General features: G+C 30.3%; 18 protein-coding genes. 8 read left to right on the forward strand and 10 right to left on the reverse strand.

What is annotated here, in order from left to right; translation table 11 throughout:
• Positions 1-414 precede the first annotated feature (414 nt).
• The 3 genes from RWY47_RS00210 to uvrA all read left to right on the forward strand — a co-directional run bounded on the left by RWY47_RS00210 (position 415) and on the right by uvrA (position 6,042).
• Positions 415-831 (forward strand): acyl-CoA thioesterase, encoded by a 417-nt coding sequence (locus RWY47_RS00210; RefSeq protein ID WP_021430133.1) that lies wholly within the window; start codon positions 415-417, stop codon positions 829-831.
• Between the two features lie 379 nt (positions 832-1,210).
• Positions 1,211-3,178, forward strand: a complete 1,968-nt coding sequence (gene uvrB, locus RWY47_RS00215) for an excinuclease ABC subunit UvrB (protein ID WP_224170483.1) — start codon at positions 1,211-1,213, stop codon at positions 3,176-3,178.
• A gap of 35 nt (positions 3,179-3,213) precedes the next feature.
• Entirely contained in the window at positions 3,214-6,042 is a 2,829-nt protein-coding gene (gene uvrA / locus RWY47_RS00220; RefSeq protein ID WP_025162302.1) for an excinuclease ABC subunit UvrA, read from the forward strand.
• Between the two features lie 47 nt (positions 6,043-6,089).
• Here the strand turns inward: uvrA and RWY47_RS00225 are convergent, their stop codons facing one another.
• The 5 genes from RWY47_RS00225 to RWY47_RS00245 form a co-directional block, all read right to left on the reverse strand.
• Positions 6,090-7,043 carry an ABC transporter ATP-binding protein gene (locus RWY47_RS00225; protein ID WP_224170484.1) on the reverse strand — a complete coding sequence of 318 codons (954 nt, stop codon included), beginning with the start codon at positions 7,041-7,043 and terminating at the stop codon, positions 6,090-6,092.
• Positions 7,036-8,076: an ABC transporter ATP-binding protein gene (locus RWY47_RS00230; RefSeq protein WP_035117200.1), complete on the reverse strand. Its 1,041-nt coding sequence runs from the start codon at positions 8,074-8,076 to the stop codon at positions 7,036-7,038. Before RWY47_RS00230 ends, RWY47_RS00225 begins: the two co-directional genes overlap by 8 nt.
• 11 nt (positions 8,077-8,087) lie before the next feature.
• On the reverse strand, positions 8,088-9,149 hold the full coding sequence (opp3C, locus tag RWY47_RS00235; RefSeq protein WP_148551613.1) for an oligopeptide ABC transporter permease: 1,062 nt from the start codon (positions 9,147-9,149) through the stop codon (positions 8,088-8,090).
• Positions 9,149-10,093: an ABC transporter permease gene (locus tag RWY47_RS00240; protein ID WP_025162305.1), complete on the reverse strand. Its 945-nt coding sequence runs from the start codon at positions 10,091-10,093 to the stop codon at positions 9,149-9,151. Before RWY47_RS00240 ends, opp3C begins: the two co-directional genes overlap by 1 nt.
• A gap of 121 nt (positions 10,094-10,214) precedes the next feature.
• On the reverse strand, positions 10,215-10,574 hold the full coding sequence (locus tag RWY47_RS00245) for a DUF3899 domain-containing protein (protein WP_224170485.1): 360 nt from the start codon (positions 10,572-10,574) through the stop codon (positions 10,215-10,217).
• A 326-nt stretch (positions 10,575-10,900) separates the two neighbouring features.
• Between RWY47_RS00245 and RWY47_RS00250 the strand changes: the two genes are divergently transcribed.
• The 4 genes from RWY47_RS00250 to hprK all read left to right on the forward strand — a co-directional run bounded on the left by RWY47_RS00250 (position 10,901) and on the right by hprK (position 17,396).
• Positions 10,901-12,580 carry an ABC transporter substrate-binding protein gene (locus RWY47_RS00250; protein WP_224170486.1) on the forward strand — a complete coding sequence of 560 codons (1,680 nt, stop codon included), beginning with the start codon at positions 10,901-10,903 and terminating at the stop codon, positions 12,578-12,580.
• A gap of 177 nt (positions 12,581-12,757) precedes the next feature.
• Complete coding sequence (locus RWY47_RS00255) at positions 12,758-14,419, forward strand: ABC transporter substrate-binding protein (RefSeq protein WP_051391415.1); 1,662 nt, start codon at positions 12,758-12,760, stop codon at positions 14,417-14,419.
• Between the two features lie 192 nt (positions 14,420-14,611).
• The gene (gene uvrC / locus RWY47_RS00260; RefSeq protein ID WP_021430137.1) at positions 14,612-16,423 is read left to right on the forward strand and encodes an excinuclease ABC subunit UvrC; all 1,812 of its coding nucleotides are present in this window, start codon (positions 14,612-14,614) and stop codon (positions 16,421-16,423) included.
• Between the two features lie 25 nt (positions 16,424-16,448).
• Positions 16,449-17,396: an HPr(Ser) kinase/phosphatase gene (gene hprK, locus RWY47_RS00265; RefSeq protein ID WP_021430144.1), complete on the forward strand. Its 948-nt coding sequence runs from the start codon at positions 16,449-16,451 to the stop codon at positions 17,394-17,396.
• A 51-nt stretch (positions 17,397-17,447) separates the two neighbouring features.
• Here hprK and RWY47_RS00270 read toward each other — a convergent pair whose 3' ends face one another.
• From RWY47_RS00270 to RWY47_RS00290, 5 genes are all read right to left on the reverse strand, one after another.
• A complete protein-coding gene (locus RWY47_RS00270; RefSeq protein ID WP_021430284.1) occupies positions 17,448-19,220 on the reverse strand; it encodes an NADH-dependent [FeFe] hydrogenase, group A6 in 1,773 nt (590 codons plus the stop codon).
• A gap of 12 nt (positions 19,221-19,232) precedes the next feature.
• A complete protein-coding gene (locus tag RWY47_RS00275) occupies positions 19,233-21,107 on the reverse strand; it encodes an NADH-quinone oxidoreductase subunit NuoF (RefSeq protein WP_224170487.1) in 1,875 nt (624 codons plus the stop codon).
• Positions 21,108-21,126: 19 nt separating this feature from the next.
• Positions 21,127-21,624, reverse strand: coding sequence for an NADH-quinone oxidoreductase subunit NuoE family protein (locus RWY47_RS00280; RefSeq protein WP_224170488.1), 498 nt, complete (start codon positions 21,622-21,624; stop codon positions 21,127-21,129).
• 190 nt (positions 21,625-21,814) lie between these two features.
• Positions 21,815-23,299 carry a cardiolipin synthase gene (gene cls / locus RWY47_RS00285; RefSeq protein WP_029878155.1) on the reverse strand — a complete coding sequence of 495 codons (1,485 nt, stop codon included), beginning with the start codon at positions 23,297-23,299 and terminating at the stop codon, positions 21,815-21,817.
• Positions 23,300-23,401: 102 nt separating this feature from the next.
• A complete protein-coding gene (locus RWY47_RS00290) occupies positions 23,402-24,244 on the reverse strand; it encodes a formate/nitrite transporter family protein (protein WP_021430150.1) in 843 nt (280 codons plus the stop codon).
• A gap of 319 nt (positions 24,245-24,563) precedes the next feature.
• Here RWY47_RS00290 and RWY47_RS00295 point away from each other — a divergent pair, with 319 nt between their 5' ends.
• On the forward strand, positions 24,564-25,328 hold the full coding sequence (locus tag RWY47_RS00295) for a formate/nitrite transporter family protein (RefSeq protein WP_224170489.1): 765 nt from the start codon (positions 24,564-24,566) through the stop codon (positions 25,326-25,328).
• The last annotated feature ends 16 nt before the right edge of the window (positions 25,329-25,344 follow it).

A 25,344-nucleotide genomic window follows, 5' to 3' on the forward strand; every position in this document is an offset into this window, starting at 1 on the left:
AACTAAATATCAACCACTTTTTGTTGTACGAAAATATAAAAGAATTACGCTTGTACGGGATGAGTTAAATGATAAGAAAAGATGTTTTGAATGATCCTTGTGCTACAAACTAAGTATCAAGCGCTTTTTTGATGTGTAAAATATAGAAGAATTACGCTTAAATAAAAATAAATAAAAAAAATTTAAAAATAATGTATATAAATCTTAGAATGGGACATTATATAAGTATAAATAAATACTCAATCTCCCCCATTTAAGAGGTCTCTATCCCCCATAGAGGCCTCATTTTTTTATAACTGTTTGTAAAAAAAATTTAACAAAAAACATGTTGTATATTGCTATTTTTACGTATAGTATAATTAGTATATAAGAAAAGTCTTATACATTACTAAGATATACCAGGGGGGGATTTATATGGAGTTTTATGATACACATAGACTTGTTAAAAGTGAAGATTTAAATCACCATGGGACATTATTTGCAGGAAGGATGACAGAGTGGTTTGTTGAGAGTTGTTTTATAACAGTAGCAAATGAATATGGACATCCTGAAAATTTAGTTTGTTTAAAAGTACATGAAGTTAAATTTACAAAACCTATAAAAAAAGGTGATATTATAAAAATAAAATCAGCAATTGTATATGCTGGTAAAACTAGTTTGACTGTTTATGGAAAAGTTATTAGAGATGGAAGTATTATAGTTGAAGGATTTTTAACTTTTGTATGTGTAGATGAAAATGGAGCTAAGATGCCTCATAATATAGTACTAGAAGAACCAACAAACGAGGAAGATTTAAAGATTTTAGAACAAGTTAAAAATTTAAGAAAATAATTTACATAAATAAAAAGAGATATCTTTATAAAAAGATATCTCTTTTTATTTATGTAAATTTTAGTTAATGAAAATTTATTTATAACCTATAAAATTATCTATAAAATAGTAATATTTTTATTTAAAAAGATTTTTAAACAATAGACAAAGCTGCTTAGATAATGGGTAAATTAGTTTATGGAGTATATATTTAAAACTTTAAATTTAGGAATATTAAGTAATTTCCATAAACATTATCTCAAACGAAGTAAATTTTTAAATAAAAATATTTAAAATACTTTAAATAAGAGAATATTAATATAGAGTGAAAAAAATTAAAAACCTATGTTATAATTAAGATATTATAATGTGAACTAATGTTCGGTTAGGAGTGGATATTGTGGAATTTAAAATTCAATCGGAATATAAGCCTACGGGTGACCAACCTGAAGCTATAGATAAAATTACAGATGCTTTAAATAGAAATGAAAAGTTCAGTACATTACTTGGAGTTACGGGATCAGGAAAGACTTTTACCATGGCTAATATAATAAAAAATGTAAATAAGCCTACTTTAATAATAGCTCATAATAAAACCTTAGCAGCGCAACTTTATAGTGAGTTTAAAGAATTTTTCCCAGAGAATGCGGTTGAGTATTTTGTAAGTTATTATGATTATTATCAACCTGAGGCCTATGTAGCACATAGTGATACGTATATAGAAAAAGATGCAAGTATAAATGATGAGATAGATAAATTACGACATTCAGCAACTGCTGCAGTTTTAGAAAGAAGAGATTGTATAATAATTTCTTCTGTATCATGTATATATGGATTAGGGGATCCAGAAGATTATAAAAAACTTATGGTTTCTTTAAGACCAGGTATGGAGAAAGATAGAGATGAAATTATAAAAAAATTAATAGAGATACAATATGAAAGAAATGATGTTAATTTCACACGTGGAACTTTTAGAGTTAGAGGTGATATTCTAGAGATATTCCCAGCTAATACAGATGAAAGAGCTATTAGAATAGAATTTTTTGGAGATGAAATAGATAGAATAACAGAGATAGACTATTTAACAGGAAAACTTGTAGGGCTTAGAAATCATGTAGTTATATTCCCGGCATCTCACTATGTTACAACACCAGAAAGAATAGATAAAGCAATAATTGACATTCAAAAAGAATTGAAAGATAGAGTAGATTATTTTAAAGAAAATGATAAATTAGTTGAAGCACAAAGAATAGACCAAAGAACTAGATATGATATAGAAATGTTAAAAGAGATAGGATTCTGCCAGGGGATAGAAAATTATTCTAGACATATAACAGGAAGAGAACCGGGAGAAAAACCATATACATTAATGGACTTCTTCCCAGATGACTTTTTAATCATAGTTGATGAATCTCACGTAACAGTTCCTCAAGTAAGAGGTATGTATGCAGGTGATAGATCAAGAAAATTGTCTCTTATAGATAATGGTTTTAGATTACCTTCAGCTTATGATAATAGACCTTTAAACTTTAATGAATTTGAGGAGAATATAAATCAAATACTATTTGTAACTGCAACTCCAGGACCTTATGAAATTGAACATTCAACTACAATAGCAGAACAAATAATAAGACCAACTGGACTTTTAGATCCAATAATTGAAGTAAGACCTATAAATAATCAAATTGATAATTTAGTTGGAGAAATAAACTCTATTACAGAAAAAGGAGAAAGAGTTCTTATAACTACTTTAACTAAAAAGATGAGTGAGGATTTAACTAATTACCTTAAAGATATAGGGATTAAAGTTAAATACTTGCATTCAGATATAGATACATTAGAAAGAATAGAAATAATAAGAGATCTAAGATTAGGTAAGTTTGATGTCTTAGTGGGTATAAACTTATTAAGAGAAGGTTTAGATATACCAGAAGTTTCGCTAGTTGCAATACTAGATGCAGATAAAGAAGGTTTCTTAAGATCAGAAACTTCTCTTATACAAACTATAGGTAGAGCAGCTAGAAACTCAAATGGAAAAGTTATAATGTATGCAGACAAGATAACTAGATCTATGCAAAGTGCTATAGAAGAGACAAAGAGAAGAAGAGAAATACAGATGCATTATAATGAGGTTAATAATATTGTTCCGACAACAATCCAAAAAGGAATAAGAAAAGGAATAGAAGCAACAGTTGTTGCAGATGAAGAAGCTGTTTATGGAGATATAAATGAAAATAACGAAGATAGTATAAGAGAATCAATAGAAAATCTTAAAGTAGAAATGATGGAAGCTGCACAAAATCTTCAATTTGAGAGAGCAGCACAATTAAGAGATAAGATAAAAGAATTAGAAGATAAATTAAATTAATTACTTATAAAGTTGAGTATGAAAGGAAAAAACATATGAATGATAAAATTATAATAAAAGGAGCTAAAGAGCATAATTTAAAAAATGTAGATTTAACTTTGCCTAGAGATAAATTTATTGTTTTTACTGGTCTTTCAGGATCGGGAAAATCATCTTTAGCTTTTGACACTATATATGCAGAAGGACAAAGGAGATACGTAGAGAGTCTATCTGCATATGCTAGACAATTCTTAGGTCAAATGGAAAAACCTAATGTAGAGTATATTGAAGGATTATCACCAGCTATATCAATAGATCAGAAAACAACATCAAAAAATCCTCGTTCTACAGTAGGTACAGTAACAGAAATATATGATTATTTAAGACTACTATTTGCAAGAGTCGGAGAAGTATATTGTCCAACTTGTGGAAAAAAGATAAGTCAAATGACAGTACAAGAAATAGTAGATAAGATGATGGATTTCCCAGAAAGAACTAAGTTACAAATATTATCACCTGTAGTTAGAGGTCAAAAGGGAACGCATAAGAAAGTTATTGAAAACATAAAAAAAGAGGGATTTGTAAGATTAAGAGTAGATGGAACTAATTATGAAGTTACAGATGAAATAGATTTAAATAAAAACCAAAAACATAATATAGAGGTAGTAGTTGATAGAATTGTGATGAAAGATGGTATAGAAAATAGATTAGCTGATTCTATAGAAACTGCTGTAAAACTATCTGAAGGTTTAGTTATAGCTCAAATAATAGATGGGGAAGAAATTCTTTATTCAACTAAATTTGCATGCCCAGAACATGGTATAGGAATAGAAGAATTATCTCCTAGAATGTTCTCTTTCAACAGTCCTTTTGGAGCTTGTGACACATGTAATGGATTAGGTGAGAGTAAAGAGGTTGATCCAGATCTAGTAGTTCCAAATAAAGAACTTTCTATAAAACAAGGGGCTATAGCTGCTTGGGGTTCAGTTGGAACTAATGATGATACTTACTATAGTAAAATGGTAAAGAGTTTAGCTGAAAAATTTAATGTGGATTTAGCTACTCCATTTAAAGATTTACCTGAAGAATTTGTTCAAGAGCTACTTTACGGACATGATAATGTTATGGTTGAATTTGTATATGAATCAAAGTATGGAGGAAATAGATTATACAAAGCTCCATTTGAAGGTGTAATAGTAAACTTAGAGAGAAGATATAGAGAAACAAACTCAGAACATTCTAGAGAAAAAATAGAAGAGTTTATGGGAGAAAGACCTTGTCCTAAGTGTAAAGGAAATAGATTAAGAAAAGAAGTTTTATCTGTATTAGTAGATAATAAAAATATAATGGAAGTAACTGATTACTCAGTTAATGAGCTTATAGAATATATTGAAAATATAAACCTAACAGAGAAGCAAAAGTTTATAGCTCATGAGATTTTAAAGGAAATAAAAGCTAGAGCATCATTCTTAAGAGATGTTGGACTAGATTATTTAAACTTATCTAGAAAAGCTGGTACATTATCAGGAGGAGAAGCTCAACGTATTAGATTAGCGACACAAATTGGTTCAGCTCTTGTAGGAGTATTATATGTTTTAGATGAGCCTAGTATAGGATTACACCAAAGAGATAATGACAGATTAATAAAAACTTTAAGACATTTAACTGATATAGGAAATACTCTTATAGTTGTAGAACATGATGAAGATACAATGAGAGAAGCTGATTATATAGTAGATATAGGGCCAGGAGCAGGAGTTCATGGTGGAGAAATAGTAGCAGAAGGAAATCTTGATGAAATACTTAGAAATCCTAATTCATTAACAGGACAATATTTAAGTGGCAAAAAGATTATACCAATACCTGAAACTACAAGAGAAGGAAATGGGAATTTCATAGAGGTAGTTAAAGCATCAGAAAATAACTTGAAAAATATAAATGCTAAAATTCCATTAGGAAAGTTTACTTGTATTACAGGTGTATCTGGATCAGGAAAAAGTACATTAATTAATGATATTTTATACAAAGGGATAGCTACAAAAGTTAACAGATTAAGAGATAAGCCAGGTAAACATAAAGAGATAAAAGGAATAGAAAATATAGATAAAATAATAAATATAGATCAAAGTCCAATAGGAAGAACTCCGCGTTCAAATCCTGCAACTTATACAGGCGTATTTGATTTAATAAGAGATTTATTTGCATCGACTAATGAAGCTAAAGCTAGAGGATATCAAAAAGGAAGATTCAGTTTTAATGTTAAAGGTGGAAGATGTGAAGCTTGTAAAGGTGATGGGATAATAAAAATAGAAATGCATTTCTTACCGGATGTTTATGTTCCTTGTGAAATATGTAAGGGAGAAAGATACAACAGAGAAACTCTTCAAGTTAAATATAAAGATAAAACAATATCAGATGTTTTAGATATGAATGTTGAAGAAGCTTCTGCTTTCTTTGAGAACATACCAACAATAAAAAGAAAACTAGATACTCTTATGGATGTTGGGCTTTCATATATAAAATTAGGACAACCATCGACTCAATTATCAGGAGGAGAAGCTCAACGTATTAAACTAGCAACAGAGTTAAGTAAAAGAGCTACAGGAAAAACTTTATATATATTAGATGAGCCAACGACAGGACTTCATATGGCTGATGTAGATAAATTAATAACTGTACTGCAAAGGCTAGCAGATACAGGAAATACTATAGTTGTTATAGAACATAATTTAGATGTTATAAAAACATGTGATTATATAATAGATCTTGGACCAGAAGGTGGAGATAAGGGTGGAAAAATAATTGCAACAGGAACACCAGAAGAAGTTTCTAAAAAGCCAGGTTCATATACAGGGTTATTCTTAAAAAAATACTTTGAGAAATAAAATAAAGGAGATGTCTTAAATTTAAGACATCTCCTTTTTAAATTTAATTAGTTAGTAGCTTCTCGATCAGCTAAATCTTTTTCATATTTTTCCATTTCAGGATCAGAACCGAAAATAAAATGCCCTGGTCTTATTTCAACCCATTTAGGTTTATGTTCAGAATAATCATGAACACTAGGATCATATTTTATACGAACTCTATGTCTTTCATGCTCTGGATCTGGAAGCGGTATAGCTGATAACAATGATTTTGTATAAGGGTGTAGAGGATTAGCATAAAGTTCTTCAGAAGTAGTTAACTCAACTAATCTTCCGTGATGCATAACTCCAATACGATCACTTATATATTTAACCATTGAAAGGTCATGAGCTATAAATAAATAAGTTAATCCTTTTTCTTTTTGCAACTTTCTAAGTAAGTTAACAACTTGAGCTTGGATAGAAACATCAAGAGCAGATATAGGTTCGTCAGCTATTATAAACTTAGGTTCTATAGCTAATGAACGGGCTATACCTATACGCTGTCTTTGCCCTCCAGAGAACTCATGAGGATATCTTCCTGCATGTTGTTCATTTAATCCAACAGTTCTTAATAATTCGTAAACAGTCTTAGTTCTTTCCTCCTTTGTTTTACATAATCCATGTATATCAAGACCTTCAGCTATTATATCCATAACGGTCATACGAGGATTAAGGCAAGCCATAGGATCTTGGAATATCATTTGCATATTTTTATTTACAAAAGATTTAATATTTTTATCTAATTTTTTACTTGATATATTTTTACCATCAAATACTATTTCACCAGCAGTAGGGTCATATAATCTTATTATAGCTCTACCAGTAGTAGATTTACCAGAACCAGACTCTCCAACAAGACCAAAAGTTTCACCTTCATAAATATGAAAACTTATATCATCAACAGCTTTTACAACTGTACTTTTGTCTATTGGAAAGTATTGCTTAAGATTTTTAACTTCTAATAGTTTTTTCTTAGTCATTTGAAGACACCTTCTTTCTTCCTATACTTGCAGGTCTTTCTATTTTAGGAGCTAAAGGGTGTAATAACCATGTAGCAGCACTATGAGTTTCACTTATTTTAAACATAGGAGGCTCTGCAACAAAATCTATTTTAAGAGCATTTGTATTACGTAAGGCAAAAGCATCACCCTCAGGCGGATTCATTAAATCTGGAGGTGTACCTGGTATATTATATAAATCATTTTCACCAACATCTAAACTAGGCATAGAAGCTAATAGCCCCCAAGTATATGGATGTTGAGGATTATAGAATACATCATCAGAAGTACCGACTTCTATTATTTTACCAGCGTACATAACAGCAACTCTATCTGCCATATTTGCAACAACACCAAGGTCATGAGTTATAAATATAACAGCAACTCCAGTTTTCTTTTGAATATCTTTTATAAGCTCTAGTATTTGAGCTTGTATAGTAACATCAAGAGCTGTAGTAGGCTCATCCGCTATAAGGATTTTAGGATTACAAGCAAGAGCAATTGCTATAACTATACGTTGACGCATACCACCTGAGAATTGATGCGGATATTGTTTCGCTCTCTTTTCAGGGAAAGGTATACCAACAAGGTCTATAAGTTCAATGGCTTTTTTCATTGCTTCATCTTTAGATAATCCTTGATGTTTTATTATACCTTCTGCTATTTGCTTACCAATAGTAGTAGTAGGATTTAATGAAGTCATAGGGTCTTGGAATATCATTGCTATATCTTTACCCCTTATAGATTCCATTTCTTTTTCTGGTAATTTTGCTAAATTTTTTCCGTTAAATAAAATTTCGCCTTCTTTTATAATAGCATTTGAAGACATTATTCTCATAATAGTTTTACAGGCAACAGATTTACCAGAACCTGATTCTCCAACTATCGCGAGAGTTTCTCCTTTATGTAGATCAAAAGTAACATTTCTTACGGCTTGAACTTCACCACCAAAAGTTTTGAAGTGAACCTTTAAATTCTTAACTTGTAACAATTTTTCTTTTTCCACAAAACTCATCCCCTTTCTAACTATTGATTACGCATTTTAGGGTCAACAGCATCCCTTAATCCATCAGCAAGTAAGTTTAAACTAAATATTAATAAACATATTACCATTGAAGGTATGAACATCATATATGGATTTGTTTGTAACTGTTTAAATCCATCGTTTATCAATACTCCTAATGATGCATATGGAGGTTGCAGTCCTAATCCTATAAAACTTAAGAATGCTTCATAGAATATAGCAGAAGGTAATGAGAACATCATCATAACAACTACAGGACCTATTATATTAGGGAATAAGTGTTTCACAATTATCTTCTTATCAGATGCACCTAATGTTCTAGAAGCTAAAACGAACTCTTGATTCTTAATTCTAAGAACGTGAGAACGAACTATTCTAGACATTCCGGTCCATCCGGAAATAGCCATTGCAAGGGACATTGATAAAACACCTGGTTCAAATACTAAGATAAATAATGTAAGAATAACTAAACTAGGTATACCAGTCAGTATTTCAATAAAACGTTGCATATACATATCCACTTTTCCACCGTAATAAGCAGAAACACCACCATAAGTAACACCGATTAATAAATCATAAATAGCAGCTAGTATAGCTATAAAAAGAGATACTCTAGCTCCAGTCCAAGTACGAGTCCATAAGTCACGTCCTAAGTCATCTGTACCAAACCAGTGATTAACTCCATCTTCTACACCTTTTTGTTTGTATGAATCAACTCTTTCTTGAGTTCCATCAAATTTTTTCTCTATTTTAGTACCGTCCATGATTCCTAAAGAAGAAACAATAGGCATTCTTGGAGGTAATTTAGCATGACGTAAATTTTGTTGATCATAAGCATATTCATTAAACATTGGGCCAAATACAGTAAGGAAACATATTATAGATAATATGATTAAACCTGTAAGGGCACCTTTATTTCTAAACAGCCTTTTTCTAGCATCTTGCCAAAATGTTAAACTTGGTCTAGTTATAGCTTCATGCTGAGTCATATCAGCAGGACTGACTTCAAATAAGTCAGCAGTAAGTTGAACTTCTTTACCATCAATAATAACTTTATCTATCATTAAGCTTTCCCCCCTGCAACACGAATTCTAGGATCGATTATTCCATAAAGGATGTCAACTAATAAGATAACTCCTATATAAAGTGCACTATAGAATATAGAAACACCTGATATACAGAATAGGTCATTAGTAGTTATAGATGATACTAATAAATCTCCTAATCCAGGAACAGCGAAAACTTTTTCAACAACTAGAGAACCAGTAAGTAGACCAACAGTTAAAGGTCCAAGCATAGTTACAACTGGTATTAAAGCATTTCTTAAAGCATGTTTTACTATTACAGCAGCTTTAGTTAAACCTTTAGATTTTGCAGTTACTATATAGTCTGCATTTAAAACTTCAACAAGTTCAGTTCTAGTAAAACGAGCTATACTTGCTATAGAAAAAAATGCTAATGCTATAGATGGTAAAACAGTCCAAGCATATCTAAAATCTGAGCCTATAGGCATACCCCAAGTAACAGGGAAAATTTGATGTCGCGTAGTTAAATACAATTGCAATAGTGCGGCTAAAACGAATGATGGAACAGAAACTCCTAAAACAGAAACTACAGTTGCAAAGTAATCCCAAAAAGTATTCTTTTTAAGTGCAGCTACTATACCTAAAGTTAAACCAACCACACTTCCTATTACTAGTGCTTGAGCACCTAACATAGCAGAAGGTTTTAAACGAGTACTTATTAAATCCTCAACCTTTTTATTGTCATACTTGAAAGATCTTCCTAAATCACCTGTAAAAACTCCTGTCATATATCTTACATATTGAACTGGGACAGGTGCATCCAAACCATACTGCTTGTTAATCATTTCGACTTGTTGTGCATTCAACTTCTCGTCGTTAAATGGGCTTCCAGGTAATAATCTTACCAAGAAAAATGTAACAGAAATAACGATTAGTAGTGTCATAAGCATAAGAGTAAGACGTTTTAAAATATAGCGACCCATCGCTACACCCCCTTGAATAAAATAGTATTAATTTAAAAATAAATTCTGATATGTATTAATATCAGAATTTTGAAACTATTTAAAATGTAGTTTTATTAAGTTTATGATGCATTATGTAAACTTATGAATAAATTGTGAAACTTATTATTAACGTGCTTAAAGATATGATTAAACCTGATGATAAAAGTGAATTTGTGTTAGTAAAATGGTATCTTCTTTTTATATAATCATCTATATCTATATTTCCTTCATACAACAAGCCTCTGCTTTTTTGAATTTGATTACAAACTTTATTATATGCATAAATTGTTAAATTAAAAAAACCTTGTTCTGTAACATAAAAGAAAATTCCTAGTGTTAAATAAAATAGTCCTATCATGAAAGATGAATTTATAAAAGAAAATCTTTCAAAATCATTAAACAAACAATATGAAAAACTTATAACTAAATTTAATATAATTAACATATTAAATTTTTTCAAAATAGTAATCCTCCCATCTGATTTTAAATTTATAACGGTACTGAAATTAGTTTTATTATAATATTAGTACGGTTTTGCAAAAAAAACAATAATTTATATAAAAAATTTACAATATTTAAAAAATTTAATTAAAGGGTTTTATTGAATAAAGTCTAATTTTATTAATATAAATTAATATGAGCATAATAAAATGTAATTTGAATGACAAAAAATAAAGTATGTCTAAAAAATAAATATTCAAAAAATAATGACATTTTAAAAAAATTATCCTATAATGTAAATTAATAAATTAATATGGTTGAAATAACCAATAAGGGGGATGTGTTATGGTTTTAAAGAAAAAAATGGCTGTAATGTGTGCAACATCTGCAATAGCTGTTATGGCGTTAGTTGGATGTAGTAGCACAGGAGGGAATACATCTAGTGGAGTCAGCAGCACAGGAAAAGGGGAAGGTCAAGTATCAGATGTTCTTGCAAATAAAAATGCTAGAGCTGCGATTGCTATGTCGGTTGACAGACAAGCAATGTGCGATACTATATTAAATAATGGAACAATACCGGCGTCATACTATGTAGCAGAAAAATTAGCATATAATGAAGCTGGAAAAGATTATAGAGAAGTAGCTGGAAAAATGGGATATGAGCACAATAAAGAAGAAGCTGCTAAATTATGGGAAAAAGCTAAAGAAGAAGTTGGATTTGATACAGTAAAATTAGAATTATTATCATTTGATTCTGAAAGTAGTAAAAGAACGGCTGAATTTATGCAATCAGAACTTCAAAGTGCTCTTCCAGGATTAACAGTTGAAATAAAGTCACAACCATTTAAGCAAAAACTTGATTTAGAAAGTAAAGGAGATTTTGACTTATCTTATGCATCTTGGAATCCAGACTACGCAGATCCATTAACATTCTTAGAAACTATGCAACCTGGAATACAATATGCTAAAAATACAAGCTATAAAAATGATGAATATAATAAGCTTATAGAAGAAGCTAAAACTGCAGAAAAACAAGAAGATAGTTGGGCTAAATATGCAGAAGCTGAAAAAATGATGTTAGATGATGCATATCTAGTTCCATTGGTACAACAAGGATCTTCATATTTACAAAAATCATACGTAAATGGAAGACTTACTCCATCATTTGGGGTTCCAGCAATATATAATTGGGTAGAATTGGGAGAAGGTAAAAAAGAACTTAATATAACAAATACTTCAGATATACCTACATTAGATATAAGTAAAGCTGAAGATACAGTTTCATCAGAAGTACTTATGAATACTATGGAAGGTTTAGTGAAGTTAGATAAAGATGGTAAAGTAGCGCCAGGAATTGCTGAGAAATGGGAAAAATCAGAAGACGGTAAATCATGGACTTTCCATTTAAGAAAAGATGCTAAATGGTCAAATGGAGATGCAGTAACGGCTAAAGATTTCGAATACTCATGGAAGAGAACTTTAGATCCAGCAACAGCATCAACTTATGGATTCATTATGTATGATATAGTAGGTGCAAAAGATTATAACTTAGGAAAAACAGATAATGCAGATGGTGTAGGAATAAAAGCAGTAGATGATTATACATTAAAAGTAGATCTAGTAAGACCAGTTCACTACTTCGATAGTTTAATGTTCTTCAAATCATTCTTACCACAAAATGAAAAAGCTGTAAAAGAATTTGGAAGTGAGTATGGAACTGCAGTTGATAAAATTGTTTATAATGGACCATTTACACTAAGTAATTGGAAGATAGAAGATATGTACACAATGAGTAAAAACCCTAATTACTGGGATGCAAGTTCAGTTAAGATAGATAAAGTAAATACTAAGATAGTTAAGGACCCAAATGCAGCTCTTAACTTATATGAAACAGGATCTATAGATATAGTAGGATTAAGTTCTGAAAATGTTGATAAGTACAAAGATTCTCCAGAGTTTAAAACAACATTAAAAGCATCAGTAAACTTCTTCCAAATAAATGGAGGGAAAGGTGCTAGTAAGTAATATTTAATTAAAATTTAAAATAGCAGGAATGTATCAAAATTTATATATTCCTGCTATTTTCTTATAAAAATATAAATTTAGGAATTAAGGACAAATTTAGGCACATATAATATAAAAACATATATATGCATTATCACAAAAGTACTTAAAAATTAACTTATTTGGGGAGGTAATTCAATGGTTTTTAAAAAGAAAATGGCCTTAATGAGTGCTACTGCAGCAATAACTGTAATGAGTATGGTTGGATGTAGTAACAGTGGTGGTTCCTCATCAGGAAGTGGAGCAGCAGGAGATCCATATGAAGTGCTTGCTAACAAAAATGCAAGAGCAGCTATATCTATGGCTATAGATAAAGAAACTCTATGCGACACAATAATAAACAATGGAAGTACAGCAGCTGACTATATAGTTGCAGAAAAATTAGCCTTTAATGAAGATGGTAAAGACTATAGAGAAGTAGCTGGAGAAATGGGTTATAAATACAACAAAGAAGAAGCTACTAAACTATGGGAAAAAGCTAAAGAAGAGGTTGGATTTGATACTGTAACATTAGAATTATTATCATTTGATTCAGAAAGTGCTAAAAAAGAAGTTGAATTTATGCAAGCAGAACTTCAAAATGCATTACCAGGATTAAAAGTAGAGATAAAAGTACAGCCATTTAAACAAAAACTTGCATTAGAAGAAAAAGGAGATTTCCAACTTGCTCATTCAGGATGGTCACCAGATTACCCAGACCCATTAACATTCTTAGAGACTATGCAAAGTGGATTACAATATGCTAGAAATACAGGATATAACAATTCAGAATACGATAAGCTTATAGAAGAAGGTAAAACAGCTGGAAGTCAAAAAGAAAGTTGGGAAAAATATGCACAAGCTGAAAAAATGATGTTAGAAGATGGATTCTTATCTCCTCTTTATCAAAAAGGAGCATCTTACCTTCAGAAACCATATGTAAGTGGAAGACTTACTCCGTCATTTGGCGTTCCAGCAATATATAATTGGGTAGAATTAGGAGAAGGTAAAAAAGAACTTAACTTATCTCTTACATCAGATATACCTACATTGGATATAAGTAAAGCTACAGATACAGTTTCATCAGAAGTATTGATGAATACTATGGAAGGATTAGTTAAACAAGACAAAGATGGTAAGCTAATTCCAGGAACTGCTGAGAAATGGGAAAAATCAGAAGACGGTAAGTCATGGACTTTCCATTTAAGAAAAGATGCTAAATGGTCAAATGGAGACCCAGTAACGGCTAAAGACTTTGAATATTCATGGAAGAGAACTTTAGATCCAGCGACAGCATCAACTTACGGATTCATTATGTATGATATAGTAGGAGCTAAAGATTTCAACTTAGGAAAAACAGATAATGCAGATGGTGTAGGAATAAAAGCAGTAGATGATTATACATTAAAAGTAGATTTAGTAAGACCAGTTCACTACTTTGATAGTTTAATGTTCTTTAAATCATTCTTACCACAAAATGAAAAAGCTGTAAAAGAATTTGGAAGTGAATACGGAACTGCAGCAGATAAGATATACTATAATGGACCATTTACATTAAGTACTTGGAAAATAGAAGATGTATTTACAATGAGTAAAAATCCAAATTATTGGGATGCAAGCTCAGTTAAGATAGATAAAGTAAATACTAAGATAGTTAAGGATGCAAATGCAGCTCTTAACTTATATGAGACAGGATCTATAGATATAGTAGGATTAACTTCTGAAAATGTTGATAAATACAAAGATTCTCCAGAGTTTAAAACAAGAGAAGATGCAGGAACATATTTCTTACAAGTTAATGGAGGAAAAGCAAAGAAATAAAAATCTTGAATACAAAATGATTTAAATTAGAAGGATAAATATAAGTTGGACTTTAAGCTACGAAAGGCTTTTAAAGTTATTAAAACTTGTATTTATCCTTCTTTAATTATTTTAAGACTTACTTTAAATATCTTATTATTTGAATGTGATTTAGGGTATAATTTTATTATAAATTAAAGCCGAGGTGAAATAATGTTTGATATACAAGAACAGTTAAAAAAGCTTCCAGCAGAACCTGGGGTTTATTTAATGAAAAATGAAAATGATAAGATTATATATGTTGGAAAAGCTATATCTCTTAAAAATAGAGTAAGGCAATACTTCCAATCTTCTAAAAATCATACATCGAAAGTAAAATCAATGGTAAAGAACATTGCCAAATTTGAATATATAATAACTGATTCAGAATTAGAAGCATTAATTTTAGAATGTAACTTGATAAAGCAATATAGACCTAAGTATAATGTGCTTCTTAGAGATGATAAGACATACCCATATATAAAAGTAACTGTAAATGAAGATTATCCAAGGGTTTTAAAAGTAAGAAAGGTTTTAAAGGATAAGGCTAAATATTTTGGACCATACACAAATATAACTGCTGTAAATGATACTCTTGAGATAATAAGAAATACGTATCCTATAAGAACATGCAATATAGATATAGAAAAAGCGATAGCAAATAAAGTTCGCCCATGTTTAAATAAACATATTAAAAAATGTATAGGACCCTGCACAGGTGAAGTAAGTAAAGAAGAATATAATAAAATGATAGAGGAAGTAATTTTATTTTTATCTGGTAAAGAAGAAAGATTAATAGAAATTTTAAAAGAAAAGATGAATAAATGTGCAATGGATTTTAATTTTGAAGATGCAGCAATTTATAGAGATAAAATTAAAAGTTTAGAAGACATGGTTCAAAAACAAAAAATAGACTCAGGGACTTCAGATTTAAATCAAGATATAATAGCTATGGCTAGAGCGCATGACGAAGCTTGTGTACAAGTGTTTTTTATAAGAAATGGAAAAATAGTTGGAAGAGAACACTTTATTTTAGAAGGTGTTATGGATAGTTCTCGTAAATCTATTTTATCATCTTTTGTTAAACAGTTTTATATATCTCAAGATTATATACCTAAAGAAATTATAATAGAAGATGAGATAGAAGACAGTTTTGTTTTAGAAGAATGGTTAACAGATAAAAAAGGTCAAAAGGTAAATATAAAGGTTCCTCAGAAGGGGGACAAGAAGAATTTGATAGAAATGGTTAGAAAAAATGCTATTGAATATCTAGAAAAGTTCTCAAATCTAAATAAATTAAAGTATCAAAAGAGTATAGGTGCTCTTGAAGAACTTAAGAATATTTTAGGATTGAAAGATACACCAAAACGAATAGAATCATTTGATATATCAAATATACAGGGTGTAGATTCTATTGGATCAATGGTTGTATTTACAGATGGTAAAAAGGATAAAAAAGAGTATAGAAGATATAAGATAAAAACAGTTGAAGGGCCAAATGATTATGACTCTATGGCAGAAATAGTGGAAAGAAGAATAAAGTATGAAAACTTTCCAGATTTAATACTGTTAGATGGGGGAAAAGGTCAAGTAAGCGCAGTCAAAAAGGTTTTAGACAGATATGGTGTCAATATTCCTCTATGGGGAATGTATAAAGACGATAAACATAGAACAAAAGGATTAATTTCCCAGGAAAAAGAAATAGAGCTCGATAAAACATCTAATTTGTATAGATTTGTAGCAAGTATACAAGAAGAGGTTCACAACTATGCTATTTCATATCATAGAAGTTTAAGGAATAAATCTTTGACAAAATCAGTGTTAGATGATATACAAGGAATAGGAGAAAAAAGAAAGAAAGCATTATTGAGTCACTTTAAAAGCATAGAAGAAATAAAAGTTGCTAGTTTCGAAGATTTATTAGAAGTAGAGGGAATGAATAAGTCTTCAGCAGAAAGTGTATTTAAATTTTTTAACAACAAATAACTTTTATAAAGGAGTAAATTACACAATGGAAATAGATAATGAGAGAAGTGAAAAGTCAGTTTCAATTAGGCAATTAATAAAAGATTTAGATTTAGAAGTAGTAAATTTACCTGATGATGTAGAATATTATGTTCACTATCAAGATATACACAGACCAGGTTTACAGTTTGCAGGTTATTTTGAACACTTTACTTATGATAGAATCCAAATAGTAGGAAGAACAGAGTATACTTACTTTAGTCATATGGACAAGAACGTAAGAAGATCAGTTCTAGATAAATTTTTTAGTTATGAAGTGCCAGCTTTAATAGTTTCTAGAGGTTTAACAGTAAAAGATGATGTTATAGAAATGGCTAAAAAACATAATAGAGTAGTTTTAGCAACAAAACGTAATACTACCAGATTAATAAATAAATTATCTAATTACCTAGACTCAAAATTATCTCCTACAACTACTATACATGGGGTTTTAGTGGATGTATTTGGCGTTGGAGTGTTAATAAGAGGGGAAAGTAGTGTTGGTAAATCAGAAACAGCTTTAGAACTAGTTCAAAGAGGACATAGATTAATAGCGGATGATGCAGTAGAAATAACTAAAGTTGATGAGAATATACTTATGGGACAAGCTCCAGAAGTATTAAGACATTTTATGGAAATAAGAGGCATAGGTATAATAGATGTAAGAAGCATGTATGGAATAGGTGCTGTTAAAGATTCTAAGGTTATAGATTTAGTTATACGATTAGAATCTTGGAATGATAAGACTTATTATGATAGATTGGGATTAGATAAAGAGTATGAGGAAATATTAGGAATAGATGTAGAAAAACTAATCGTTCCAGTAAAACCAGGAAGAAATACAGCTATGATTTTAGAAGTTGCAGCTATGAACTTTAGACAAAAGCGTATGGGATATGACGCAGCAAAAGAGTTTACAAAGAAGTTAGCGACTTTAATAGATAAAAATAAATAAGGTGTGACGATTTGTCACACCTTATTTTTATGTTTAATATAAGCAAATTTACTATTCAGTAGCTTTAGCTAATTCTTCATCACATTCGAAAAAGTTACTTTTATCGAAGTAGTGAGTATGAAGATATTTATGAGCTAAATCGCCACATGGATTGCCTAAAAACTCATCATATAGTGTATTTACTGCAGGATTTTTATGAGATTTACGGATTTCTTTATTAGAATCTATATTGTATAATCCCTCAGATCTTGATTTAACTATAGAATAATCTCCACGGTGATACGGTTGACCTGCTCCTGCTATACATCCTCCAGGACAAGCCATTATTTCTATTATGTGATACTTCGAATTACCAGCTTTAACATCATCCATTATTTTCTTTGCATTTCCTAAACTACTAGCAGCGCAAACATTTATTATTGAGTCTCCAATAGTAATACTAGCTTCTTTTATTCCATCAAGACCTCTAACAGATTTAAAATCTAAACTTTCTAGTTCTTGACCAGTAACCCATTCGTAAGATGTACGAAGAGCAGCTTCTAATACGCCTCCTGTAGTACCGAATATATCGGCCGCACCTGTAGATTCGCCCATTGGATTATCGAAATTTTCATCATCTAAATTTAAAAAATCTATTCCAGATTCTTTTATCATTTTAGCAAGTTCTCTAGTAGTGATAGATACGTCAACATCTAAAATACCATCATTTCCTAGTTCAGTTCTAGAAACTTCATATTTTTTTGCGATACAAGGCATAACAGAAACTACAGTTATATCTTTAGGAGATATATTTATTTTAGAAGTAAAGTAGTTTTTAGCTATAGCTCCAAACATGTTTTGAGGAGACTTACAGCTAGAAGCTAAATTTAAACATTCAGGATAATGGTGTTCTAAGTAGTTTATCCAAGCAGGGCAGCAACTTGTTAAAATTGGTAAATTTTTATTTTCCTTTAATCTATTTATAAATTCAGAAGCCTCTTCAAGTATAGTTATATCAGCTGCAAAGTTTGTATCAAATACATATTTAAAACCTAATAACTTAAGAGCAGAAACCATCTTTCCAGTAGTTATAGTACCTGGTGCAAGCCCAAATTCTTCACCTAAAGCAACTCTTACAGCTGGAGCAACTTGAACCACTGTTGTCTTTTCAGGGTTATTAATTTCATCCCAAACTAAATCTATATTATTAACTTCAGATAAAGCTCCTGTAGGACAGACAGCAACGCATTGCCCGCAGAAAGAACAGTTAGTTTTAGCCATATCTTCGTTAAAGAATGTAGATACCATAGTTTCAAATCCACGATTAACTCCTGATAAAACTCCTACCTTTTGTATTTCACTACACATAGTTTCACATCTTCTGCAAAGTATACACTTATCATGGTTTTTAACTATAGACTTACTAGAATTATCAATTCCTAAATTAGTTTTTTCACCTTGATAAGTTATATTTCTTACTCCTAAGTCATGAGCAATAGTTTGAAGTTCGCAATTTCCATTTTTATCACAAACCAAACAATCTTGAGGATGGTCTGATAATAAAAGTTCAACTACAGTTCTTCTTGCATTTAAAGCACGAGGAGTATTAGTTTGAACTTCCATACCTTCCTTAACATTAGTAGCACAAGCAGGTACTAAACCTCTTTTAGTATCAACCATACATACACGGCAAGAAGCGCATTTATTATGCATATTTATTTCATCCATATGAAGATGACATAATGTTGGAATTTTTATATTTAATTTTTTAGCTGCATCAAGTATTGTAGTTTCGTTCTCAACAGATATATTTTTACCATTTATAGTTAAATTAACTAGACTCATCGATTATCCCCCTTATCTCTTAATTATTGCATTAAATTTACAGTTGTCCATGCAAGCTCCACATTTCAAACATTTTGATACATCTATTTCATGCTTTTCTTTAGCTGAACCAGATATACATCCAGCAGGGCAAACTTTAGAACATTTTGTACACCCTATACATGAATCAGTTATAACAAAGTTTAATAGTGCTTGGCATTTGCCAGAAGGACATTTCTTATCAATAACATGAGATTTATATTCATCATAGAAATAGTTAAGAGTACTTAGAACTGGGTTAGGAGCAGATTTTCCTAATCCACATAAAGATGTACTTACTATAGTTTTAGATAAATTTTCTAAATCTATTAAATCTTGTTCCGTACCTTTTCCATCTGTTATTTTTGTTAATATTTCAAGTAGTCTCTTATTACCTATACGACAAGGTGTACATTTACCGCAAGATTCTTCGACTGTGAATCCTAAGAAGAACTTGGCGATATCAACCATACAGTCAGTATCATCTAAAATAAGCATACCTCCTGAACCCATCATAGAACCTAGGTTACTTAAATTATCAAAATCTATAGGAGTATCTAAGTAATCAGAAGGAATACAACCTCCAGATGGACCACCTGTAAGTACTGCTTTAAACTCTCGACCATCCGGTATACCACCGCCTATATTATATATTACATCTCTTAGAGTTGTACCCATTGGTATTTCAACAAGTCCTACATTATTTATCTTTCCTCCAAGAGCAAAAACTTTAGTTCCAGAAGATTTCTCAGTTCCTATATTTTTATACCAATTACCGCCATTGCTTAAAATAGGAGGTATATTGGCAAAAGTCTCAACGTTATTTGCACAAGTTGGAACATCCCAAAGACCTTTTTTAGTCGAGCTATAAGTTTTCATTCTAGGTTCTCCACGATTACCTTCTATTGATCTCATTAATGCTGTACCTTCACCACAGACGAATGCACCAGCTCCGTATTTAAGTTCTATATTAAAGTTAAAATCAGTTCCTAATATATTATTACCAAGAAGTCCTAAATTTTTAGCTTGAGATATAGCTAGTTGAAGTCTTTCTATAGCAAGTGGATATTCAGCTCTTATATAAATATAACCAGTATCTGAACCTACTGCATAACCACAAATAGCCATAGCCTCTAGAACTTTATGCGGGTCTCCTTCTAATATAGATCTATCCATAAATGCACCAGGATCACCTTCATCTGCATTACAAACAACATACTTTTGATCAGAGATAGATTTTCTAGTAGCTTCCCATTTTATTCCTGTTGGGAATCCTGCACCGCCTCTACCTCTAAGTCCTGAAACTTTTACTTCTTCTATAACTTGTTCAGGTGTTAACTCAGTTATACATTTACCAAGCGTTAAGTAACCATCGCTTGCTATATAATCTTCAACTTTTTCAGGATTTATATATCCACAATTATGTAGAGCTATACGCATTTGTTGTTTATAAAAAGAAATATCCTCAGAAGCATGTACCTTTTTATTTTCTGAAGCTTCCAAATACAACAATCTATCTACTACATTTCCTTTTACTAAATGTTCTTGAACAATTTCTTTGGCATCATCGGCACTAACTTTTACATAGAAAACGTTATCAGGATGAACCTTAACAATTGGACCTTGAGCACAAAAACCAAAACAACCTGTTAAAGATACACTCACAATATCTTCTAAGCCTGCATTTTTTATTTCGGCTTTCAGACTATCGATTATAGGCATACTATTTGCAGCTCTACAGCCTGTATCCCCACAAACTAGTAATTCTTTTTTACTATTTTCATCGATTGTATTATTTCTTAAAGATAAATTTGGTTTTAACTCATCGATTAGATCTCTTAACTCATTAAATGACTTTATTTTACTCATCTATTCCCTTCCCCCTTAATTAACAAGTAGCTTCTATTTGTTTATATTCAGCTATTATATGTTTTACTTGATCAACCTTAACTTGACCATAAACTTTTCCATTTACAACAACTACAGGAGCTAGGCCACAAGCTCCAACACATCTAAGACCTTCAAGAGAGAACATAAGGTCAGATGTAGTTTCCCCAGATTTAATCCCCAATTGTTTTTCAAATTCAGCAAGTATTTTGTCTGCACCTTTTACGAAACAAACCGTGCCTAGACAGACACTTATCTTATATTCACCTTTTTGTTCAGTGGTAAAGTAAGAGTAAAAACTTACAACACCATAAACTTTAGCTGGTGATACATCTAATTTTTTTGCAATATGAAGTTGCACTTCTTTTGGTAAATAACCAAATAGACCTTGTGCATGGTGTAAAACTTGAATTAGAGCCCCTTTTTTAGTAGGTAAAGAATCTATAAATTCATCTAATTCTTCAAATACATCATTGTTACATTGAGAACATCTACACATACAGAACCTCCTTGATATTAAACTAAAACTTTATTTTTATAATATATTAATATATTTGTCGTGATATACATATTATAGCGTATTTACTATAAAGTTTTTAGCAAATTTCTAAATTTTCAAAAAATAAAAAAATAACAAAAAATAAAATAAAAACACCCAAAATAATATATTTATTTTAGGTGTTTTTGTTTTATAAAACAGGAGATAGAAGTCTTGATATAGATTCTTTAAACTGAATAACTCTAGATCTGTTATCATACATTTCCTGAGTTACTTGTACACATTTTTCTATATCTGCTTCAAATATCTCTTTTTGTTTAATTGCAACATCAGAGCAATACATAAATGCATTGACTTCAAAATTAAGTTCAAAACTACGGATATCCATATTTGCAGTACCTATAGAACAAATTGAGTCATCTATAACTACTGTTTTTGAATGAAGAAAAGCATTCTTATCATAAGTATAAATCTTAGCTCCAAATTTTAAAAGTTCTCCAGCATAAGAGTAGCTTGCCCAATATACAAATGGATGATCTGGTTTAGATGGAATCATTATTCTTACATCTACACCTGATAAACATGCTATTTTTAGAGCATCAAGCAAAGAACTATTTAATATAAGATATGGAGATTGGATATATAAATATTTTTTAGCTTTTTGAATCATTTTTAAGTATCCATATTTAATTTCGTCTATTTCTGATAAATCAGGACCACTATTAACTATTTGTATTCCTACATTGCCGTTATACGGATTAATATCATCATTTAAATATTTAGTAAAACTAATATCTTCATGAGTAGTATATCTCCAGTCCATCATAAATCTAAGATTTAAATCATTTACTGCAGATCCTACTATTTTAGTATGAGTATCTCTCCAGTAACCAAACTTAGGATCTTTTCCTAAGTACTCATCTCCAACATTAAATCCACCAACAAATCCTACTTCGCCGTCGATTACAACTATTTTACGGTGATTTCTAAAGTTTAAGTTGAAGTTTATTATCTTTAAGAATGAAGGGAAGAAAGCTCCGATCTTACCCCCAGCTTTTCTTAGCCTTTGAATTCCTTTTTCAGATAAAAGTCTACTTCCAACTGTATCATATAGAAGTCTAACCTCTACACCTTCAGAAAGTTTTTCAATAAGAATATCTAAAATTTCATTTCCTATTCCATCGTCTTTAAAAATATAAAACTCAATATGAATATATTTTTTAGCTTTTTTTAATTGAGCTTTTAATTCATCAAAGAATTCGTAACCATCAGTATAAATTGAAACTTTATTGTTTGTAGTATATGGAGCGCTATTTAAGGTAGCTAAAGAGTAAATCATATCTCTATGTTCTACTATACTAGGTTCAAATTTCTCTGAGTACTGTAAGAAATCTGCAGATTCAATCATTCTGCTTTTTAATTTTTTATCTTCCTCTTTTTTTAATTTGAACATATTAACTTTGTTCATTTTTCTACCAAACACTATATATAAAACAAAACCTGCTGGAGGAACTATTGTTAAAATTAAAATCCAAGCAACTGAAGATTCTATACTTCTTCTTTCTCTAAATATCATATTAAGAATGACTAAAAAGTTAATAATATATAGAGCTATAACCCAAAATTCATATGAAAAAATTACAGATAAAATGATAATCCCCTCCTTGAAATGCATTTTACGTAATTGGATAATTATATTAATTATAACAAAAAGACAAAAATTTAACCATATAAAAACCCTCTTATACATAATAAGAGGGTTTAACAATATATAATATTAATTTTCGTTTTTACTCATAAATAAGAAGTAGTAAGATCCTGCGATTATCATACCACCTATTATGTTACCTATAGTAACTGGTAGGAAGTTATGTAATAAAACATTTCCAAAGTTAAAGTTTGCAACATCAGCTAAAGTTTTATGAGCTGCTTCTAAATATGTTGGGTTTAATTTAACCATTAGACCAGCTAATAGATATCCCATATTAGCAACAACGTGTTCTACTCCGATACATACGAATACGAATATTCCTAACCAACCCATTATTACTTTTCCTGAAACAGACTTAGCTGCATATGAAGCCCAAACAGTAGCACAAACTAATAAGTTACATACTACACCTGAAGCTATAGCTGCAAAGAATTCTATGTTTGATTTACCAACAGCAGTTTTTATAACAACTCCACCGTATAAACCATTACTCCAGTCAAATACACCAGATTTAGCAACTAAAGCGGCAGCAAAAGCAGCACCTATTAAGTTTCCGATCCAAACTAAAGACCAGTTTTTAAAAGTTTGGCCCCAAGTTACTTTTTTCTTTAACGCTGCTAGTGTTATAAGAATGTTACTTGTAAATAAATCTCCACCTGCTATTAATATAAGTACTAGACCAGCAGGGAACATAAGTCCAGCAACCATTTTTCCTAATCCGTAAGTAGCTGGATTAGCTAATAAGTTATATGATGCAGCAATAGAACCTAAAGCTCCTAAAGCTATATACATTCCAGCTAAAAATGCAGAAACTAAAACTTTTTTAGTTGGAGTAGTAGCTTTTTTTATTCCTGCATGTAAAGTATACTCAGCAACTTCAGCAGGTGTAAGCATTTTTTTATCACTCATTTAAAATTCCTCCTAATATAAAAAATATTATAATTAATTTAAAAATTTTATAAATACACAACTTCAACAATTATACAACAAATTAATTCTTTTGTATACAAAAAACGACATACAAGAAAATACAAAATTTAGGAAATAAAAAATTATTTTATTTAATTAAATTTAAAACATTGAGAAAGTTTAGTCAAAGTCTTGGCTTGACTAGATTTTGATAAATTTAAAAATGAATTTTAAATTATAGTAATGTTTCTAATTATTTGTGAAATTAATTACAACAAGCTTCATATAATTAAATATATAAATTTTAGGGGGAGTTTTTATGGATAAAAATTTTTTGACTCCAATAGAAATAGCGAATGCAACTGTAGAATCGGGGATAAAGAAATCAAAATTATCTACGAAAAAAAGTATATTACTAGGCATTTTAGCAGGTTTATTTATAGGGTTAGGGGCGTTAGGTAATATTTTAATCAGTCAGACTATAAAAGACCCAGGATTAGCAAAATTTGCAGGAGCAAGTATATTTCCAATAGGACTTATGTTAGTTGTAGTTTGTGGAGCTGAGTTATTTACAGGAAATAACCTTATGACAATGGCGGTTATGGATAAAAAAATAACAACGAAGGAAATGATTAGAAATTGGGTATTAGTATATATAACAAATTTTATAGGAGCAATTATACTTGTGGCGTTTGTTTATTTTAGTGATACTTTGGTTAAAGATGCGGCTATAAAGTCTATAAATATAGCACAAAGTAAATCAAACTTAGGATTTACAAGTGCTTTTTTAAAAGGAGTAATGTGCAATATTATTGTTGTTTTAGCTGTATGGTTTGCAACCGCAGGAAAAGATATAGTTTCTAAAATTTTTGCGTGTTGGTTTCCTATTATGTTATTTGTTTTATGTGGATTTGAACATAGTATAGCTAATATGTTTTTTATTCCTATGGGAATGGCACTAGGAGCTGATGTATCAATTTTACAATTAATCTTTAACTTAATAGCAGTTACACTTGGTAATATAGTTGGAGGGGCTATTATAGTTCCATATATATATTATAATTGTTATTTAAAAGAAGATTGATTAAACTTTAATAGCA

Origin of the sequence: Paraclostridium sp. MRS3W1, assembly GCF_032465715.1 — a bacterium.
Classification (GTDB): Bacteria; Bacillota; Clostridia; order Peptostreptococcales; family Peptostreptococcaceae; genus Paraclostridium; species Paraclostridium dentum.

Excerpts from the sequence above, each read along its gene's own strand:
- RWY47_RS00290 (WP_021430150.1), bottom strand. The coding sequence starts at position 24,244 with ATGAGTGATAAAAAAATGCTTACACCTGCTGAAGTTGCTGAGTATACT.
- RWY47_RS00280 (WP_224170488.1), bottom strand. The coding sequence starts at position 21,624 with ATGTGTAGATGTTCTCAATGTAACAATGATGTATTTGAAGAATTAGAT.
- opp3C (WP_148551613.1), bottom strand. The coding sequence starts at position 9,149 with ATGATAGATAAAGTTATTATTGATGGTAAAGAAGTTCAACTTACTGCT.
- cls (WP_029878155.1), bottom strand. The coding sequence starts at position 23,299 with ATGCATTTCAAGGAGGGGATTATCATTTTATCTGTAATTTTTTCATAT.
- RWY47_RS00230 (WP_035117200.1), bottom strand. The coding sequence starts at position 8,076 with ATGAGTTTTGTGGAAAAAGAAAAATTGTTACAAGTTAAGAATTTAAAG.
- RWY47_RS00270 (WP_021430284.1), bottom strand. The coding sequence starts at position 19,220 with ATGAGTCTAGTTAATTTAACTATAAATGGTAAAAATATATCTGTTGAG.
- RWY47_RS00250 (WP_224170486.1), top strand. The coding sequence starts at position 10,901 with ATGGTTTTAAAGAAAAAAATGGCTGTAATGTGTGCAACATCTGCAATA.
- hprK (WP_021430144.1), top strand. The coding sequence starts at position 16,449 with ATGGAAATAGATAATGAGAGAAGTGAAAAGTCAGTTTCAATTAGGCAA.
- RWY47_RS00225 (WP_224170484.1), bottom strand. The coding sequence starts at position 7,043 with ATGACTAAGAAAAAACTATTAGAAGTTAAAAATCTTAAGCAATACTTT.
- RWY47_RS00240 (WP_025162305.1), bottom strand. The coding sequence starts at position 10,093 with ATGGGTCGCTATATTTTAAAACGTCTTACTCTTATGCTTATGACACTA.
- RWY47_RS00255 (WP_051391415.1), top strand. The coding sequence starts at position 12,758 with ATGGTTTTTAAAAAGAAAATGGCCTTAATGAGTGCTACTGCAGCAATA.
- RWY47_RS00275 (WP_224170487.1), bottom strand. The coding sequence starts at position 21,107 with ATGAGTAAAATAAAGTCATTTAATGAGTTAAGAGATCTAATCGATGAG.
- uvrA (WP_025162302.1), top strand. The coding sequence starts at position 3,214 with ATGAATGATAAAATTATAATAAAAGGAGCTAAAGAGCATAATTTAAAA.
- uvrC (WP_021430137.1), top strand. The coding sequence starts at position 14,612 with ATGTTTGATATACAAGAACAGTTAAAAAAGCTTCCAGCAGAACCTGGG.
- RWY47_RS00295 (WP_224170489.1), top strand. The coding sequence starts at position 24,564 with ATGGATAAAAATTTTTTGACTCCAATAGAAATAGCGAATGCAACTGTA.
- RWY47_RS00210 (WP_021430133.1), top strand. The coding sequence starts at position 415 with ATGGAGTTTTATGATACACATAGACTTGTTAAAAGTGAAGATTTAAAT.